Annotated in this window: 8 protein-coding genes and 2 pseudogenes; 5 read left to right on the top strand and 5 right to left on the bottom strand. The window is 72.4% G+C overall.

Annotated elements, in window-relative coordinates; genetic code table 11:
* Positions 1 to 175 precede the first annotated feature (175 nt).
* Entirely contained in the window at positions 176 to 1,828 is a 1,653-nt protein-coding gene (locus tag VSH64_RS12465; RefSeq protein ID WP_326835727.1) for a flavin monoamine oxidase family protein, read from the top strand.
* 89 nt (positions 1,829 to 1,917) lie between these two features.
* Here VSH64_RS12465 and VSH64_RS12460 read toward each other — a convergent pair whose 3' ends face one another.
* A complete protein-coding gene (locus VSH64_RS12460) occupies positions 1,918 to 2,883 on the bottom strand; it encodes an ACP S-malonyltransferase (RefSeq protein WP_326835726.1) in 966 nt (321 codons plus the stop codon).
* Entirely contained in the window at positions 2,880 to 4,286 is a 1,407-nt protein-coding gene (locus tag VSH64_RS12455; RefSeq protein WP_326835725.1) for a class I adenylate-forming enzyme family protein, read from the bottom strand. Before VSH64_RS12455 ends, VSH64_RS12460 begins: the two co-directional genes overlap by 4 nt.
* A 213-nt stretch (positions 4,287 to 4,499) precedes the next feature.
* On the opposite strand from VSH64_RS12455, the gene VSH64_RS12450 reads away from it, so the two are divergent.
* From VSH64_RS12450 to VSH64_RS12435, 4 genes are read left to right on the top strand one after another with little or no spacing between them, the layout of a single operon-like run.
* Positions 4,500 to 5,897 carry a glycosyltransferase gene (locus VSH64_RS12450; protein ID WP_326835724.1) on the top strand — a complete coding sequence of 466 codons (1,398 nt, stop codon included), beginning with the start codon at positions 4,500 to 4,502 and terminating at the stop codon, positions 5,895 to 5,897.
* Between the two features lie 51 nt (positions 5,898 to 5,948).
* Positions 5,949 to 7,007, top strand: a complete 1,059-nt coding sequence (locus VSH64_RS12445) for a DegT/DnrJ/EryC1/StrS family aminotransferase (RefSeq protein ID WP_326835723.1) — start codon at positions 5,949 to 5,951, stop codon at positions 7,005 to 7,007.
* Between the two features lie 25 nt (positions 7,008 to 7,032).
* Positions 7,033 to 8,202, top strand: coding sequence for a cytochrome P450 (locus VSH64_RS12440; RefSeq protein WP_326835722.1), 1,170 nt, complete (start codon positions 7,033 to 7,035; stop codon positions 8,200 to 8,202).
* Between the two features lie 14 nt (positions 8,203 to 8,216).
* Entirely contained in the window at positions 8,217 to 8,399 is a 183-nt protein-coding gene (locus VSH64_RS12435; protein ID WP_326835721.1) for a ferredoxin, read from the top strand.
* 65 nt (positions 8,400 to 8,464) lie between these two features.
* On the opposite strand, the gene VSH64_RS12430 is transcribed toward VSH64_RS12435, so the two are convergent.
* The 3 genes and pseudogenes from VSH64_RS12430 to VSH64_RS12425 all read right to left on the bottom strand — a co-directional run.
* Positions 8,465 to 8,929 (bottom strand): hypothetical protein, encoded by a 465-nt coding sequence (locus VSH64_RS12430; protein ID WP_326835720.1) that lies wholly within the window; start codon positions 8,927 to 8,929, stop codon positions 8,465 to 8,467.
* Between the two features lie 132 nt (positions 8,930 to 9,061).
* Positions 9,062 to 10,147, bottom strand: a pseudogene (locus VSH64_RS48610) (phosphopantetheine-binding protein); the annotation flags it as partial.
* Positions 10,148 to 10,468: 321 nt separating this feature from the next.
* A pseudogene (locus VSH64_RS12425) lies at positions 10,469 to 16,141 on the bottom strand (SDR family NAD(P)-dependent oxidoreductase); the annotation flags it as partial.
* Positions 16,142 to 16,144: the final 3 nt, after the last annotated feature.

The following is a 16,144-nucleotide window of genomic DNA, read 5'->3' as shown; positions in this document are numbered from 1 at the left end:
GACGCAGAACCACCCCTAAGCAGGCAGGAGGACACCCATCGTGCCCGGATGTTAGGGACGGTCCCGCTGTACTTTCCCTTAGACGACGGCCCTTTCCTGCCCCGATCTCTCGGGTTTTCCCGGCCCGGGCGCCCGCACCATGGCGAACGATCCACCCGGAGAATGAGGTGCCGAAATGACGCTGGCCGCGACCGAGCGGATGACGATGCTCGTGCCCGACTTCCCCTTCGGCTACGACCGCTGGGTGACCCACCCGGCCGGCCTCGGCGAGCTGCCGGCGCACCGCCACGGCACCCCCGTGGCCGTGGTCGGCGGCGGGGTCTCCGGCCTGGTCGCGGCCTACGAGCTCCTGCGGCTCGGGCTGCGGCCCGTGGTGTACGAGGCCGGTGAGCTCGGCGGCCGGATGCGATCGGTGACCTTCGGCGAGCACGAGCACGCGGTCGCCGACCTCGGCGCGATGCGGTTCCCGCCTTCGGCGACCACGCTGTTCCACTACATCGACTCGCTCGGCCTCGCGACCCGGCCGTTCCCCAACCCGCTCGCGCCCACCACGCCCAGCACCGTGATCGAGCTGGGCGGCACCGTGCACCGCGCCCGTACCGCACGCGATCTGCCCACGGTGTACCAGGAGGTCGCCGACGCGTGGAACAAGGCGCTGCAGGACCGCGCCGAGCTCTCGACCATGGAGAACGCGATCGCGCGCCGCGACGTCGGGCTCATCAAGGCCGTGTGGAACCGGCTGGTGGCCGAGCTGGACGACGAGTCGTTCTACGGTTTCCTCGCGCGCTCGGGCGCGTTCGACTCGTTCCGCCACCGCGAGGTGTTCGGCCAGGTCGGCTTCGGCACCGGCGGCTGGGACACCGACTTCCCCAACTCGATCCTGGAGATCCTGCGCGTGGTCTACACCCACGCCGACGTGGACCAGGTCAGCATCGTCGGTGGCGCGCAGCAGGTGCCGCGCGGACTGTGGGCCCACTCGCCGGACACGGTGTTCTGGCCGAAGGGCACGTCGCTCGCCGCGCTGCACGGCGGCCGGCCGCGCCCGTCCGTCGCGAAGATCCGCCGTGCCGGCCGTGACCTGGTGGTCACCGACGCGACCGGCCGGAGCGAGGCGTACCCGGCGGTGGTGTTCACGCCGCACGTGTGGACGCTGCTGGGCCGCGTCGACTGCCCCGAACCGCTGCTGACCACCGACGAGTGGATCGCGGTCGAGCGCACGCACTACATGAGCTCGTCGAAGCTGTTCGTGCTCACCGACCGCCCCTTCTGGCTCGACGCCGACCCCGTCGGCGGCCACGACGTGATGGGCATGACCCTGACCGATCGCTCACCGCGCGGCGTGTACCTGTTCGACCACGGCCCCGACCGGCCCGGCGTGATGTGCCTGTCCTACACGTGGAACGACGACTCGGCGAAGTTCGCGACCCTCGACGACCACGAGCGCCTCACCGTGCTCCTGCGCCGCCTTGAATCCATCTACCCCGGCGTGGACATCGCGTCGCACGTGATCGGCGACCCGGTCACCATCAGCTGGGAGCGCGAACCGCACTTCATGGGCGCCTTCCGCGCCAACCTGCCCGGCCAATACCGCTACCAGCGCCGCCTCTTCACCCAGTTCCGCCAGCACGACCTGCCCCCCGACCGCCGCGGCTTCTTCCTCTGCGGCGACGACATCTCCTGGACGGCCGGCTTCGCCGAAGGCGCGGTCACCACGGCCCTCAACGCGGTGTGGGGCGTCCTCGACCACCTGGGCGGCACGACGTTTCCGAGCAATCCCGGTCCTGGCGATGTTTTTGCCGAGCTGGCCCCGGTGGAGCTCCCAAGCTGAGGTGCTGCGCCCATCGCGTGCCGTATAGGGCGTTATACATAAGAGAAGGCCCGCCCCGGGAGGAGATCCGGGGCGGGCCTTCGGTTTGTTCAGGCCGGTTGAGCCACTGGCCGGCTCGCGGTTTTCGGGGTCACCGGCACCACCGTCGCGAACGCGCGTTTCGTAGCCGCCAGTTTGTGGAACAGCTGGTCCGGGCCGGTCACGTACGCGGTGACCGCTCCCCCGGCCGCCAGTGAGGTCACGAGCGCCGGCCAGTCCACCGGGTGGTCGAACGTGTCGAGCAGCATCGTGCGGACCTCGGCGGCCGTGCGCAGCACGCGGCCGTCCTGGTCGGCGACGAGCGGCAGCACCGGGTCCACCAGAGCGCAGCGGTCGACGAACGGGGTGGCCAGCTCGCGCAGCGGCGTGAAGCGGCGGGCGTGCACGGCCGGCCGCATCGTCTGCATCACGTAGGCGCCGGCTTCGCGCATCGTGGTGATCACCTCGTCCAGCAGGCGGTCCGGCAGCGACAGCATGACCGAACCGTCGCCCAGCTCCACCGACAACTCGAGCCACTCCCCTCGTTCCGCGAAGTCGGTCAGCAGCGCCGAGACCACGCCGTCGGGCACACGGACGAAGCACTGCGTCACGAGTTCTTCGCCCAGCTCCCCGAAATACGCGACCTCGCAGCGGGCCAGGTCCGCCGTGAGCCGCACGGCGTCCGCAAAGGACAGTGCGCCGGCGAGCACTGCCGCGGGGCGGTGGCCGAAGCTCGCGCCCGCGCAGACCTCCGGGCGCAGGCCCAGGTCCCCCACCGCGCGGTCCGCGCAGGCAAGGGATGCCACGAGAAACGCGACCTGCGAAAACGGCCCGTACGTCAGCTCTTCCGCGCGGTACCCGGTCAGCAGCGACTCACCGAGCGCCTCATCGGCCTCCGCCACCCGCGGCCGCGCGTACCGGTCGAGCACCAGAAACCGGCCGAGCTCGGCGTACGACGCGGCGGCCATGCCCGGGAACACCGCGGCGGCGCCGCCCCCGCCGGGGAGCGGGGACGGCGCCGCGTCGGGCGAGGTCATGCGGTGACCGCCAGTTCCTGCAGCCGCCGGCTGTCGGGCTTGCCGTTGCGGTTGAGCGGGAACGCGTCGATCACCACGACCCGGCTCGGCACCTCGTAGGCGGGCAGCACCTCGGCCATCCGCGCCCGCCAGAAGGCCGGGTCGCGGTCGGTGTCGTCCTCCACGAACGCGATCAGCTGGCTGCCGTAGCGCTCGCACGGCACCGCGACGATCTTCGCCAGGCAGCCGGTTTCCGCCACGCGCCGCTCGATCATGTCCGGGTAGAGCGTGTAGCCGCCGCGGTGCACGGCGCGCTTGCGGCCGAGCACGTGCAGGCTGCCGCCGCGGTCGAGGATGCCGAAGTCGCCGCTGGCGAACCAGTCGCCGAGCACCGGGTCGACCTGGCCGTACTCGTCGAGGTAGCCGGCCATCACGTCGGGCGTGCGCACCATGATCTCGCCGGTCTCGCCCGCCGGCACCTCGGCGCCGTTGTCGTCCACGATCTTCACGTCGACGCCGCGCACCGGGCGGCCGGTGGCCACCGGGTTGTCTGTCGTGGCGAACGCGACGTTGCCGAGTTCGGTGCTGCCGTAGCTGTCGAGCAGCGGCTTGCCGAACTCGCCGACGTAGGAGTCGACCAGGCCCGGAATCAGCGGCGCCGCGCCCACGCACAGCATCCGCGCGCGGTCGAGGGTGGCGTGCAGGGCCGGGCGCTTGCGGGCGATGTTGAGCATGCTGCGGTACGTGGCCGGCGTCGCGTCGAACACCGTGGCCCCGCACAGGTCGGCCATCTTCAGCGCGTGGTCGAGCCGCCGGTACGGCGCCACCACGAGCGAGCAGCGCGTGAGCCACGCGATGAGCAGCATCGAGAGCCCGTACTGGTGTGAGAACGGCAGGAACGGCGCCAGCACGTCGCTTTCGGTGTGCCCCACCGCGTCGATGTTGCGGCGCAGGTTCTCCAGGAACGAGCCGCCGGACTTCACGATCGCCTTGGGGTTGCCGGTGGAGCCGGACGACCACATCAGCAGACCGTCCGGCAGCTCGCACCACGCCGAGGTGTCCAGCGTGGCCTTCGGGGTGCGCCCGGCCGAGGCCAGCGCCAGCTCGTAGATCGTGATCCGGCTGACGTCGGTGTCCTCGGGCAGCTCCGCGTTCTCGTCGGTCACGCACAGGACCACCCCGGCCCGGTCCATCAGCTCGCCGGTGGACTCGGGTTTCTCCTGGTGGTCGATGAGCGCGACCGACGCGCCCACGTGCATGAGGGCGAGCAGCGCGGTCAGGTAGCCCACCGAGTTGTCCGCCTTCAGCAGCACCCGATCCGAACGGCCGATCCCGCGCGACGCCAGCTCTTCGGCCATCTTCACGGCGTCGCGTTCCAGGTCGGTCAGTGTGCGGACGGAATCCGTCCCGCAGATCATCGCCATGTTCGGTGAACCTCTTCCTCGACCCTGCGTGGAATGGGTTGCTTCCCCCCGGCGCCGTCACCGGACGGCCCCACCCGAAGCCCAGTTTCACCGCGGCGATCACGGGAAACCCCCAGAAACCAACGCCGCGGCCGCCGGTTCTAGGGATTTTCCCGGCCCCCGCGTGGGATCACAGAGACCGGACGTGGGCAGGACCGAGTCGAGGAGATCCCGATGAACGACGCAGGCGCCACCGGCACCCGGCGGCCGATCCTGTTCGTCAGCTCGCCCGAGGCGGGCCTGCTGAACCCGGTGCTCACGCTGGCGGGCGAGCTCGCCCGCCGCGGCGTGCCCGACCTGTGGTTCGCCACCGACGAGAACCGCCGCGGCGCGGTCGAAGCCCTCGGCGGCGACGGTGCCGGAGGCATCGTCGAGTTCGCCTCCCTCGGCGACGTCGTGCCCGAGATGTCGGCGGTGACCTGGGACGACGAGACCTACCGCGCGGTCACGCAGCCCTCCCGGTTCAAGGCCCACCGCGCGGTCATCGAGCACACGCTCGACCCCGGGCTGCGGGTGGAGAAGTACCGCCGGCTCGAGGCCGCCGTGGACAAGATCGAGCCGGCGCTGATGGTCATCGAGAGCATGTCGCAGTTCGCGTTCGAGCTGGCGATCACCCGCGGGATCCCGTACGTGCTCAGCGTTCCGTTCATGGCCAGCACCATGCTCACCGCCTACACGCCATTCGCGAAGAGCCACACCGGCCGCGACTTCCCGGTGCCGCACTCCGGCCTGCCCTACCGCATGACCACGCGCCAGCGCTGGGAGAACCGGCTGTTCAAGTGGCGCACGCTCGCGATGTTCCTCAAGCCGGCGCTGGGCAAGCAGCTGGCCCGGGACAAGGAGATCCGCGCCGAGCTGGGCATCGCGCCCGAAGCGAGCGGCGTGATGTCGCGCATCGACCACGCCGAGCTCGTGCTGTGCTACTCCGTGGCCGGCCTCGACTACCCGTTCCCGGTGCCCGAGCACCTGAAGCTCGTCGGCGCACTCGTGCCACCGCTGCCCCAGGCGCCCGACGCCGTGGAGCTGCCGGCCTGGCTCGACGCGCAGGGCTCGGTCGTCTACATGGGATTCGGCACGATCACGCGGCTCACCCGCGAGCAGGTCGCCGCGCTCGTCGAGGTGGCGCGCCGGCTCGGCGCGCGCGGGCATTCGGTGCTGTGGAAGCTGCCGAGCGAGCAGCAGCACTTCCTGCCCGCCGAGCTGCCGCAGACGCTGCGGATCGAGGACTGGGTGCCCTCGCAGTTCGACGTGCTCGCCCACCCGAGCGTGAAGGTGTTCTTCAACCACGGCGGCGGCAACGGCTTCCACGAGGGCATCTACTTCGGCAAACCGCTGGTGATCCGTCCGCTCTGGGTCGACTGCTACGACCAGGCGATCCGCGGCGCCGACGCCGGCGTGAGCCTCACGCTGGACCGGCCAGCCACGTTCGACGCCGACGACGTGACCGACAAGCTCACCCGGGTGCTGGAGCAGCCGCGCTACCGCACGCGGGCCGAGCACTTCTCGCGGGCGCAACGCGACGCTGGAGGCCGCGAGGCCGCCGCCGACGCCGTGCTCGCGCTGCTCGGCTGACCCGAACCAACACAGCCCACCCCGCCCACTCCGACCGAGCGAGGACTCTCCATGGCGTACCAGTACCCGGTGTCCCGGCCGCACCTGAGCGGCCACGAGCTCGACTACGTCACCGAGACCATCGGCGACGGCTGGATCTCTTCCCAGGGCCCGTTCGTCGGCCGGTTCGAGGAGGCGTTCGCCGCCTACAACGGCAGCGCGCACGGCGTCGCCTGCTCGTCCGGCACCACCGCGCTCACGCTCGCGCTGCGGGCGCTGGGCGTCGGCCCCGGCGACGAGGTGATCGTGCCGGAGTTCACGATGATCGCCAGCGCGTGGGCCGTGACCTACACCGGTGCCACGCCGGTGTTCGTGGACTGCGGCGACGACCTGAACATCGACGCGGACCTCATCGAGGAGAAGATCACCCCGCGCACCAAGGTGATCATGCCGGTGCACATCTACGGCCGAAGCTGCGCCATGGCCCCGATCATGGACCTCGCGCACCAGTACGGCCTGCGCGTGGTGGAGGACTCGGCCGAAGCCCACGGCGTGAAGCCGGTGGCCGACATCGCGTGCTTCTCCTTGTTCGCCAACAAGATCATCACCTCCGGCGAGGGCGGGATCTGCCTCACCGACGACGCGTACCTGGCCGGCCAGATGGCGCACCTGCGCGCGATGGCCTTCACGAGCGACCACAGCTTCCTGCACAAGAAGCTCGCCTACAACTTCCGCATGACGGCCATGCAGGCCGCCGTCGCGCTCGCGCAGACCGAACGCCTCGACGAGATCCTCGCCGAGCGCGCGAAGATCGAGGCCCGCTACGACGCCGGCCTCGCGGGCATCGACGGCGTCACCCTGATGCCGCCGCGCGACGTGCTCTGGATGTACGACCTGCGCGCCACCCGCCGCGAAGAGCTGCGCGAGTACCTGGCGGGCCACGGGATCGAGACGCGGCTGTTCTTCAAGCCGATGAGCCGCCAGCCGATGTACCTCGAACAGGTCTGGCCGCGGCTGAAGGCGAACACCTTCGCCGAGGACGGCTTCTACCTGCCCACGCACACCGGGCTCACCGAGGCCGACCAGGACCACATCACCGGCCGGGTCCGCGAGTTCTACCAGGCGCGCTGACCGCGCGCGAAGGGAGACACCTGCCATGCCGAGCGCCGAGGAGACGACCCTCGTCGAGTTCCCCGCCCGCCGCGAGGGCGCGCCGTTCCCGCCGCCGGAGTACGCGCGGCTGCGCGAACAGCGCGGGCTGGTGCGATCGCAGCTGCCGGGCGGCAACACCGTGTGGCTCGTGACGCGCCACGAAGAGGTGCGCGCCGTGCTCACCGACCCGCGGATCAGCTCCAACCCGGGCCACGACGGCTTCCCGCGCATCGGCCGTACGGGCGGGGTGCCCGACGTGCCGGGCTGGTTCGTCGCGCTCGACCCGCCCGAGCACGGCCGGTTCCGCAAGACGCTGATCCCCGAGTTCACCGTGCGCAAGATCCGCGAGCTGCGCCCGGCGATCCAGGAGATCGTGGACGGCCGCGTCGACGCGATGCTCGCCGCCGGGAACTCCGCCGACTTGGTGGCGGAGTTCGCGCTGCCGGTGCCGTCGCTGGTGATTTCCGCGCTGCTCGGCGTGCCCTACGCCGACCACGAGTTCTTCGAGTCGAAGACCCGCACGCTGGTCTCGTTCTTCTCCACCGACGAGGAGAAGGAGAAGGCGGGCAAGGAGATCCTGCGTTACCTCGGCCGGCTCATCACGATCAAGAAGAAGCGTCCCGGCGAGGACCTGATCACGCAGCTGCTGGCGAGCGAGGCGATCAGCCCGGCCGAGATGTCCGGCGTGTCGATGCTGCTGCTGATCGCCGGGCATGAGACCACCGCCAACAACATCGCGCTCGGTGTGGTCACGCTGCTGCTGAACCCGGACTGGGTCGGCGACGACCGCGTGGTCGAAGAGCTGCTGCGGCTGCACTCGGTGGCCGACCTGGTCGCGCTGCGCGTGGCCACCGAAGACGTGGAGATCGGCGGGCAGCTGATCCGCGCCGGCGAGGGCATCGTGCCGCTCATCGCCGCCGCCAACCACGACGGCTGCCCGTTCTCGAACGCCGCGGAGTTCGACCCGGGCCGTTCGGCGCGCCACCACGTGGCGTTCGGCTACGGCGTGCACCAGTGCCTCGGGCAGAACCTCGTGCGGGCCGAGCTGGAGATCGCCTACCGGACGCTGTTCGAGCGCATTCCCACCCTCGCTCTCGACGCCGCGGTGGCCGACCTGCCGTTCAAGTACGACGGCGTGCTCTTCGGCCTCCACGGCCTGCCGGTGCGCTGGTGAGGAAGGAAACCGTGATGGAGCTGCAAGTGGATCGCGACCGCTGTGTCGGCGCGGGTCAGTGCGTGCTGAGCGCGCCCGCGGTGTTCGACCAGGACGACGACGGGATCGTCACCGTGCTCGCCCCGCCTGAATCGGAGAGCGAAGTGCGCGACGCGGTGCAGACCTGTCCCTCCGGCGCATTGTCGGTCAACGACTGACCGGTCGCGACAAAGCCGCCCTGGTGACTTCCAGGGCGGCTTTGTCGTGCGTTCGGTTCGTGGGTTCAGGCGGGCCGACCCGCCGAGAGCTCACGCAGGGCGTCGCGCAGCTGTTCGTGCACACGCTGCGCGGGCAGACCGGATTCGGCGGCGAGCTCGGCGGCGCTGCGCTGCTCGCGCAGGGCCGACCAGAGCAGGCCGCGGCGGCCGTGGGGCAGGGTCTGGAACGCGTCGAGCAGCAACGCGTCGGCGGTCGCCTTGGCCAGCCGATCTTCGGCCACGCGCGGGCGCAGCGTCGCGGACAAGGCGGCCAGCAGCCGGTCGCGGCCCGCGGCCAGCTGTCCCTCGCGCACCAGCCGACGGCACAGGCGGGCCGCAGCGCGCCGGGAGAGGCCCGCGCCGCGGGCGACGCGGAAGGCGAGGGTGAGCGACCGGTCGTCCTCGGCCGGCCACGGTGCCCGCACCCAGCCCGGAGCCTGGGCCGGCCGGGCTCGCAGCCACGAGGGCAGCACCGCCACGGCACTGGTCATGAGGCCTCCCGTTTTCGCGTGTGTGTGCTCGATACCCGTTCTCCGGCTCGGGAAAACCCCGCAACTGGGCCGGGCCTGGTCACCGCCGGGGTCGAATCGACGATGACCAGGCCCGAGCTGGGGCGGAGCGGCTCAGAGGGTGGCGAGCCACTCCTCGACCGCCCGCGCGGTGAGGGCGGAGTCCTCCTTGGCGAGCGAGAAGTGATCGGCGGCCACGGTCGTGACCACATCGGCCGGCACGCGGGCCAGCAGGTCGTCCTGGTCGTGCTCGATCTCGTCGCCGAAGAGGTCCACGGCGCACTGCACGAGCAGCGTCGGCGCGGTGGTCTTCGGGGTCTCGAGGTCGGCCATCTTGCTGAACCAGTGCCCCATCGCCGAGAGCCGGGCGCTGTTGAGCGTCACCGTCGGGTTCTCGATCTCCGCGAGGTAGAAGCGGGTGGTCTCCACGAAGTCCACGTTCTCGCCCGCGCGGTGCTGCATGCTGAGCGTGTCGAGCAGCGCGACGCCGTCCGGCCGCACGCCCCACGTCTGCTCCAGCACTCCGGCCGCCGCGTAGGCCAGCGAACCCGCCGACGAGTGCCCGACCAGGATGAACGGGTCCCCGTCGCTCGCGTGCAGCACGCTCTCCGCGACCACTCGCGCGGCCGCCGTCGCCGAGGCCGGCAGCGGCTCACCGAGCGCGAACCCGATCAGCGGCAGCGCGGACACGTGCCGCTTGCCGCGGAAGTGCGCCGCGATCCGCGCGTACTGGTGCACCCCGCCGGTGACCACCGGCGAGCTGATGCAGATCAGCCGCGGTGCCGCCGGTCCGTCGGCCAGGGTCACGGCCTCGGGCAGGTCCTCGAGCTCGGCCGGGGTGTCGAACGTGTCGCGGATGGCCGCGACGGCCTTGAGCATGCCGAGCGCCTCGGGGAGCTTTCCTCCGTTGGCCGCGCGGAAGAACAGCCGGTCGAGCGTGTCGCCGGCCACCGGTGCGGCCGTGCCGGGTGTGGGCGCGGCGGCGGCGACCGAGCCGGCCAGCTCGTCCCGCAGCCACTCGGCCAGCCGGGCCGGGGTCTTGTTGTCGAACACGGCCGTGGACGGCAGGCGCAGGCCCGTGGCCTCACCGAGTTTCGTGCGCAGCTCCACCGCGATCAGCGAGTCGAAGCCTGCCTCGAGGAAGTCGCGTTCCGGGTCGACGGAACTCGCGTCCCGGTGTCCGAGCAGGGCCGCGGCGAAATCGCACACCACGTCCTGCAGCAGCTGCCGCTGCGCCGCCGCGTCGAGCCCGCCCAGGCGGTCGCGCACCGAACCCGCCGAGGTCGCAGCCTTGGCCGCGGCCTTCCGCGGTGCTTTCACCAGCCCACGCAGCAAGGCCGGCACCTCACCCTGCGACTTCCCGCCGCCGGCCACGCGCAGGGCCGCGATCAGCGGCTCGCGCACGGAAAGTGCCGCGTCGAGCATCGCGAGGCCCTGGTCGGTGGCGATGGTCGGGAGCCCGGCGGCGTCGATGCGCTCGACGTCCGCCCGCGAGAGCTTGCCGGTGATGCCGCTCGACTCGGCCCACAGGCTCCAGGCGAGCGAGGTCGCGGGCAGGCCGAGACCCGCGCGGTGCTGGGCGAGCGCGTCGAGGAACACGTTGGCCGCCGCGTAGTTGCCCTGGCCCGGCCCGCCGCTGACGCCGGCGAAGGACGAGAACAGCACGAACGCGGCGAGGTCCTGGTCGCGGGTGAGCTCGTGCAAGTGCCACGCGGCGTCGACCTTCGGTCGGAGCACAGCGCTGAGCCGCTCGGGCGTGAGCGACGGGATCACGCCGTCGTCGAGCACCCCGGCGGTGTGGATCACCGCGGTGAGCGGGTGGTCGGCCGCGACACTCGCCAGCAGCTCGGCCAGCGCGGCGCGGTCGGCGGTGTCGCACGCGGCGAGCCGCACCTCGGCCCCCGCCTCGGTGAGTTCCCGGTGCAGCTCGGCCGCGCCGTCCGCGTCCGCGCCGCGGCGGCTGACCAGCAGCAGGTGCCGCACACCGCGTTCGCGCACCAGGTGCCGGGCGACGTGGCCACCGAGCACACCCGTGCCGCCGGTCACGAGCACGGTCCCGTCGGGCCGCCACGCCGCCGGCGCGGTGAGCACGAGCTTGCCGATGTGCTTGGCCTGGCTCATGAACCGGAACGCCTCCGGGGCGTCGCGCACGTCCCAGGTGCGCACGGGCAGCGGCGTCAACGCATCGTCGGCGAAGAGCGTCAGCAGGCTTCGCAGCATCTCCTGCACGCGCTGCGGGTCGACCTGGCCGAGGTCGAACGGGTGGTAGGCGACATCGCCGAGCGCCGCGGGGTCGCGCAGGTCCTTCTTGCCCATCTCCAGGAAGCGGCCGCCGCCGGCGAGCAGGCGCAGCGAGGCGTCGAGGAACTCGCCGGTCAGGGCGTTGAGCACCACGTCGACCCCGCGGCCGCCGGTGGCGCGCGCGAACTTCTCCTCGAAGTCCGTGGTGCGCGAGGACGCGAGGTGGTCCTCGGCGATCCCGAGCTCGCGCAGGGTGTCCTGTTTGGCCTCGCTCGCCGTCGCGAACACCTCGGCGCCGAGGTGCTGGGCCAGCTGGATCGCGGCCATGCCCACGCCGCCGGCACCGGCGTGCACGAGGATCGACTCCCCCGGCCGCAGGTCCGCGAGGTCGACCAGCGCGTAGTACGCGGTGAGGAACACCAGCGCGATCGACGCGGCGTCCACTTCGGACCACGCGTCGGGGGTGCGGACCAGGAACCGTTCGTCGGCCACGGCGTGGGTGCCGAAGCCGCCGCCGAGCATGCCGAACACGCGGTCGCCGACCTCGAGGTCCGTCACGGCCGGGCCGATCGCCTCGACGACCCCGGCGGCCTCGGCGCCGAACGCGCCCGCTTCCCCGGGGTACATGCCGAGCGCGTTGAGCACGTCGCGGAAGTTCATCCCAGCCGCGGTCACGCGCACCCGCACGTCGCGGCCCACGGGCTCGTCGAGGAACTCCGGCCGCGGTTCCAGCACCAGGCCGTCGAGGCTGCCCTTCACCGTGGTCGCGAGGCGCCACGGGACACCACCGGTCGGCGGCGCGAGGCTCGCGCCGCTCGCAAGGCGCGCGAGCCGGCCGACGCGCACGGCGCCGTCGCGGATCACGACCTGCGTCTCGCCGCTGTCGAGCAACCCGACGGCGCCGGCCACCGCGCTCAGCGAGGTCGCCGCGAGGTCGACGTCGGCGAGCAGGAAACGGCCGGGGTTCTCCGCCTGCGCCGAGCGCACCAATCCCCACACCGCCGCCGCTGCGGGGTCCGGCACGGTCTCGCCGGCGTCGGCCGCGATCGCGCCGCGGGTCACGAACACGAGCCGGGTGTCGGCAAAGCGCTCGTCGGCGGCCCAGTCCTGCAGCACCGCGAGGGCGTGCGCGGTCAGCTCGTGCGCGGCCGCCGGGCCGGCCTCGCCGGTGATCGGCACGAGGCACACGTCCGGTGCCGTCGACCCGTCGGCCGTGCCGGCCAGGGTCTCGGCGTACCCGGACACGATCTCGCCGGTCACCGCCACCTCGTCGGCGACACCGAACGGGTCGGCGCCGACCACGGCCCAGCGGCGACCGTCCACAGTGGCCAGTCCGTCGGCCGTGACCCAGTCGAGCCGGAAGAGCGATTCCGCGGCCGCGTCCGGCTTCGCGGCCGTCGCGGTGGAAGCGGCGCGCAAGGCGAGGCCGTCGACCGTGAGCACCGGACGGCCGGTCACGTCGGCGGCGGCCACGGTGATCGTGCCGCTGTCGTCCCCCGTCAGGTGCACGCGGAGCGCGGACGCGCCGCCCGCGTGCAGCGTCACGCCGGTCCAGGCGAACGGGATCCGGCCGCGCGCGGCGCCCGAGCCTACGAACGTCGCGGCGTGCAAAGCCGAGTCGAGCAGCGCCGGGTGCACCCCGTAGGAGTCCGCGTCGCCGGCGCCGCCAGGCAGCTCCACGTCGGCGAACACCTCGTCGCCGCGGCGCCACACCGCGTTGAGACCCCGGAAAAGCGGGCCGTAAGAAGAATTCTCGTAGAAGTCGGCCACGTCCACGGACTCGGCGCCGTCGGGCGGCCACACCGCGGCGTCGAACCCGGCCGGGGTCTCGCCGGAGGTGAGCAGGCCGTTCGCGTGCTCGGTCCAGGCGGCGTCGAGGTCGTCCGCCGGGCGCGAGTGCACGGTGACCGGGCGGCCGCCGTCCTCGTCCTCGGCACCGACGCGCACCTGGATCGTCACGACGTCGTCCGGGCCGAGTACCAGCGGCACGGCCAGCGTGAGGTCTTCGACGCGGCCGGCGCCGACGTGGTCACCGGCCCGCACCGCCAGCTCGAGGAACCCGGTGCCGGGGAACAGGATCACGCCGCCCAGCGTGTGGTCCGCGAGCCACGGATGCGTGCGCGCGGAGATCCGGCCGGTGCACACCACCCCGTCGGACCCGGCGAGCGCGACCATCGCGCCCAGCAGCGGGTGGGCCCCCGGGAACAGTCCGGCCGAGGTCACGTCGCCGGTGAACGCGGCCTTGCGCGGCCAGTAGCGCTCGCGCTGGAACGCATACGTCGGCAGCTCGATGGTGCGCGCGCCGTCGAGCAGCGGCCGCCAGTCCACCCGCAAGCCGCGGGTATACGCCGTGGCCAGCGACTTGAGGGCGCGCGCGAGGCCGCCGTCGTCGCGGCGCAGGGTGCCGGTCACGAGCGCGCGGGCGGTTTCGGTGTCTTCGAGGATGCCGGTGACGTTGCCGGTGAGCACCGGGTGGCCGCTCGGTTCGAGGAAGGCGCGGTGGCCGTCGGCGAGCAGCGCGCGCACCGCGTCCTCGAACTTCACGACCCCGCGCAGGTTGCGGTACCAGTAGTCCGCGGTCATCGGCTCGGCGAGCTTCGCGCCGGTGAGCGTCGAGTAGATCGGGATCTCGGGCGTGGCGCTGGTGACCTCGCCCAGCTCGGCGAGCAGCTCGTCGCGCAGCACCTCAACCTCGGACGAGTGCGACGCGTAGCCCATGGAGATCCGGCGCACGCGCACGTCGCGCGCGGTGAGGTCGTCGAACAACCGGCTGAGCGCCGCCGACTCCCCGGACACGGACACCGACTCGGGGCTGTTCACGGCGGCGACCGCGATCGGCGTACCCGCCAGCAGGTCCTCGACCTCGGCCAACGGCAACGGAATCGCCAGCATGCCGCCGCGGTCGGCGATCGTGCGCGTGAGCACCTTCGCCCGCAGCGCCACCACACGCGCACCCTCGGCGAGGCTCAGCGCCCCGGCGACGACGGCGGCCGCGACCTCACCCTGCGAGTGCCCGACCACCGCGTCGGGCTCGATCCCGGCCGAACGCCAGAGCGCGGCCAGCGCGACAGTGAGCGCGAACGACGCCGGCTGCACCACGTCGACGCGCTCGAGCGAAGGCGCGCCCGGCCCGCCGCGCAGCACCTCGGCCAGATCCCAGTCCACGTACGGCCGCAACGCTTCGGCGCACTCGGCGATCTTCGCCGCGAACGCCGGGTTCTCGTCGAGCAGCCGGCCACCCATGCCCGCCCACGGCACACCCTGGCCGGGAAAGACGAACACGGTTTTGCCGGACACGTCGGCCACCCCGGCCACGACCTCCGGTGCCGGACGGCCTTCGGCGATCGCGGCCAGGCCACCGATCAAGTCGGCTCGCTGCGCGCCGAGGATCACCGCCCGCTGCGCGAACGCGGACCGTGTCGAAACGAGCGAGTGCGCCAGATCCAGCAGGTCGGCGGTCTCGGCGGCGCCCTGCAACCGCTCGGCCTGGGCCTTGAGCGCGGCCGGCGTGCGACCCGAGAGCACCCACGGCACCGCCGCCGGTGCGGGCCGCGTGGCCACGACCGGGTCGGGGTCCGGCGCCTGTTCGAGGATCACGTGCGCGTTGGTGCCGCTGATGCCGAACGACGACACGCCCGCGCGGCGCGGCCGGTCCACCGCGGGCCACGGCCGCTGCTCGGTGAGCAGCTCGACCGCGCCGGCCGACCAGTCCACATGCGACGACGGTGTGCTCACGTTCAGCGTCTTCGGCAGCGTCGCGTGCTTCAACGCCATGACCATCTTCACGATCCCCGCGACCCCGGCCGCCGCCTGCGTGTGGCCGAGGTTCGACTTCACCGCCCCGAGGTAAATCGGCGTCTCGCGGTCCTGCCCGTAGGTGGCGAGCACGGCCTGCGCCTCGATCGGGTCGCCGAGCACTGTGCCGGTGCCGTGCGCTTCCACCGCGTCGACGTCCTGAGTGGACAGTCCACCGGCGGCCAGCGCCTGGCGGATCACGCGGCGCTGCGAAGGCCCGTTCGGCGCGGTCAGGCCGTTGGACGCGCCGTCGGAGTTCACCGCCGACCCGCGCACCACGGCGAGGATCGGGTGACCGTTCTTCTGGGCGTCCGACAGCTTCTCGACCACCAGCATCCCCACGCCTTCGGACCAACCGGTGCCGTCGGCGTCGTCGGAGAAGGCTTTGCAGCGGCCGTCCTCGGCGAGCCCGCCCTGGCGCGTGAAACCGGCGAACCCCATGGCCGTGGACATCACGGTGACCCCGCCGGCCAGCGCGAGCGTGCATTCGCCGCTGCGCAGCGCCTGGCCGGCCAGGTGCAGCGCGACGAGCGACGACGAGCAGGCCGTGTCGATCGTCATCGCCGGGCCTTCGAGCCCGAAGACGTAGGAGATCCGGCCCGACACGACACTCGCGGCGAGGCCGGTGCCCGCGTGGCCTTCCACGTCCTCGGCCGCGCCCAGCGCGAGCTCGGCGTAGTCCTGCCCGTTGGTGCCCACGAACACGCCGGTCCGGCTGCCGCGCAGGGTTTCCGGGTCGAGGCCGGCGCGTTCGAACGCCTGCCAGCTGGTCTCCAGCAGCAGCCGCTGCTGCGGGTCCATCGCGGTGGCCTCGCGGGGCGAGATGCCGAAGAACCCCGCGTCGAACTCGGCCGCGTCGTAGAGGAACCCGCCGACGTCGGTGGCGCTGTGGCCGCGGCCGTCGCCGGCGAGCACGGCGAGGTTCCACTCGCGGTCGGTCGGGAACCGGTCGATGCCGTCGGCTCCGTCGGCCACCATGCGCCACAGGTCCTCCGGCGACCGGACGCCGCCGGGGAACCGGCAGGCCATGCCGACGATCGCGATCGGCTCGCCCCGCCCGGCCTCGGCGTCGGCCAGCCGGCGGCGCGTCCGGTGCAGGTCGGCGGTGACCCACTTGAGGTAGTCGACGAGCTTGCGGTCCTCCGGCATGGTGCGCACCTT

Origin of the sequence: Amycolatopsis rhabdoformis (assembly GCF_035918295.1) — a bacterium.
GTDB lineage: Bacteria > Actinomycetota > Actinomycetes > Mycobacteriales > Pseudonocardiaceae > Amycolatopsis > Amycolatopsis rhabdoformis.
Note: the sequence above shows the minus strand (reverse complement) of the source record. Positions and strands in the feature narration are given on the sequence as shown.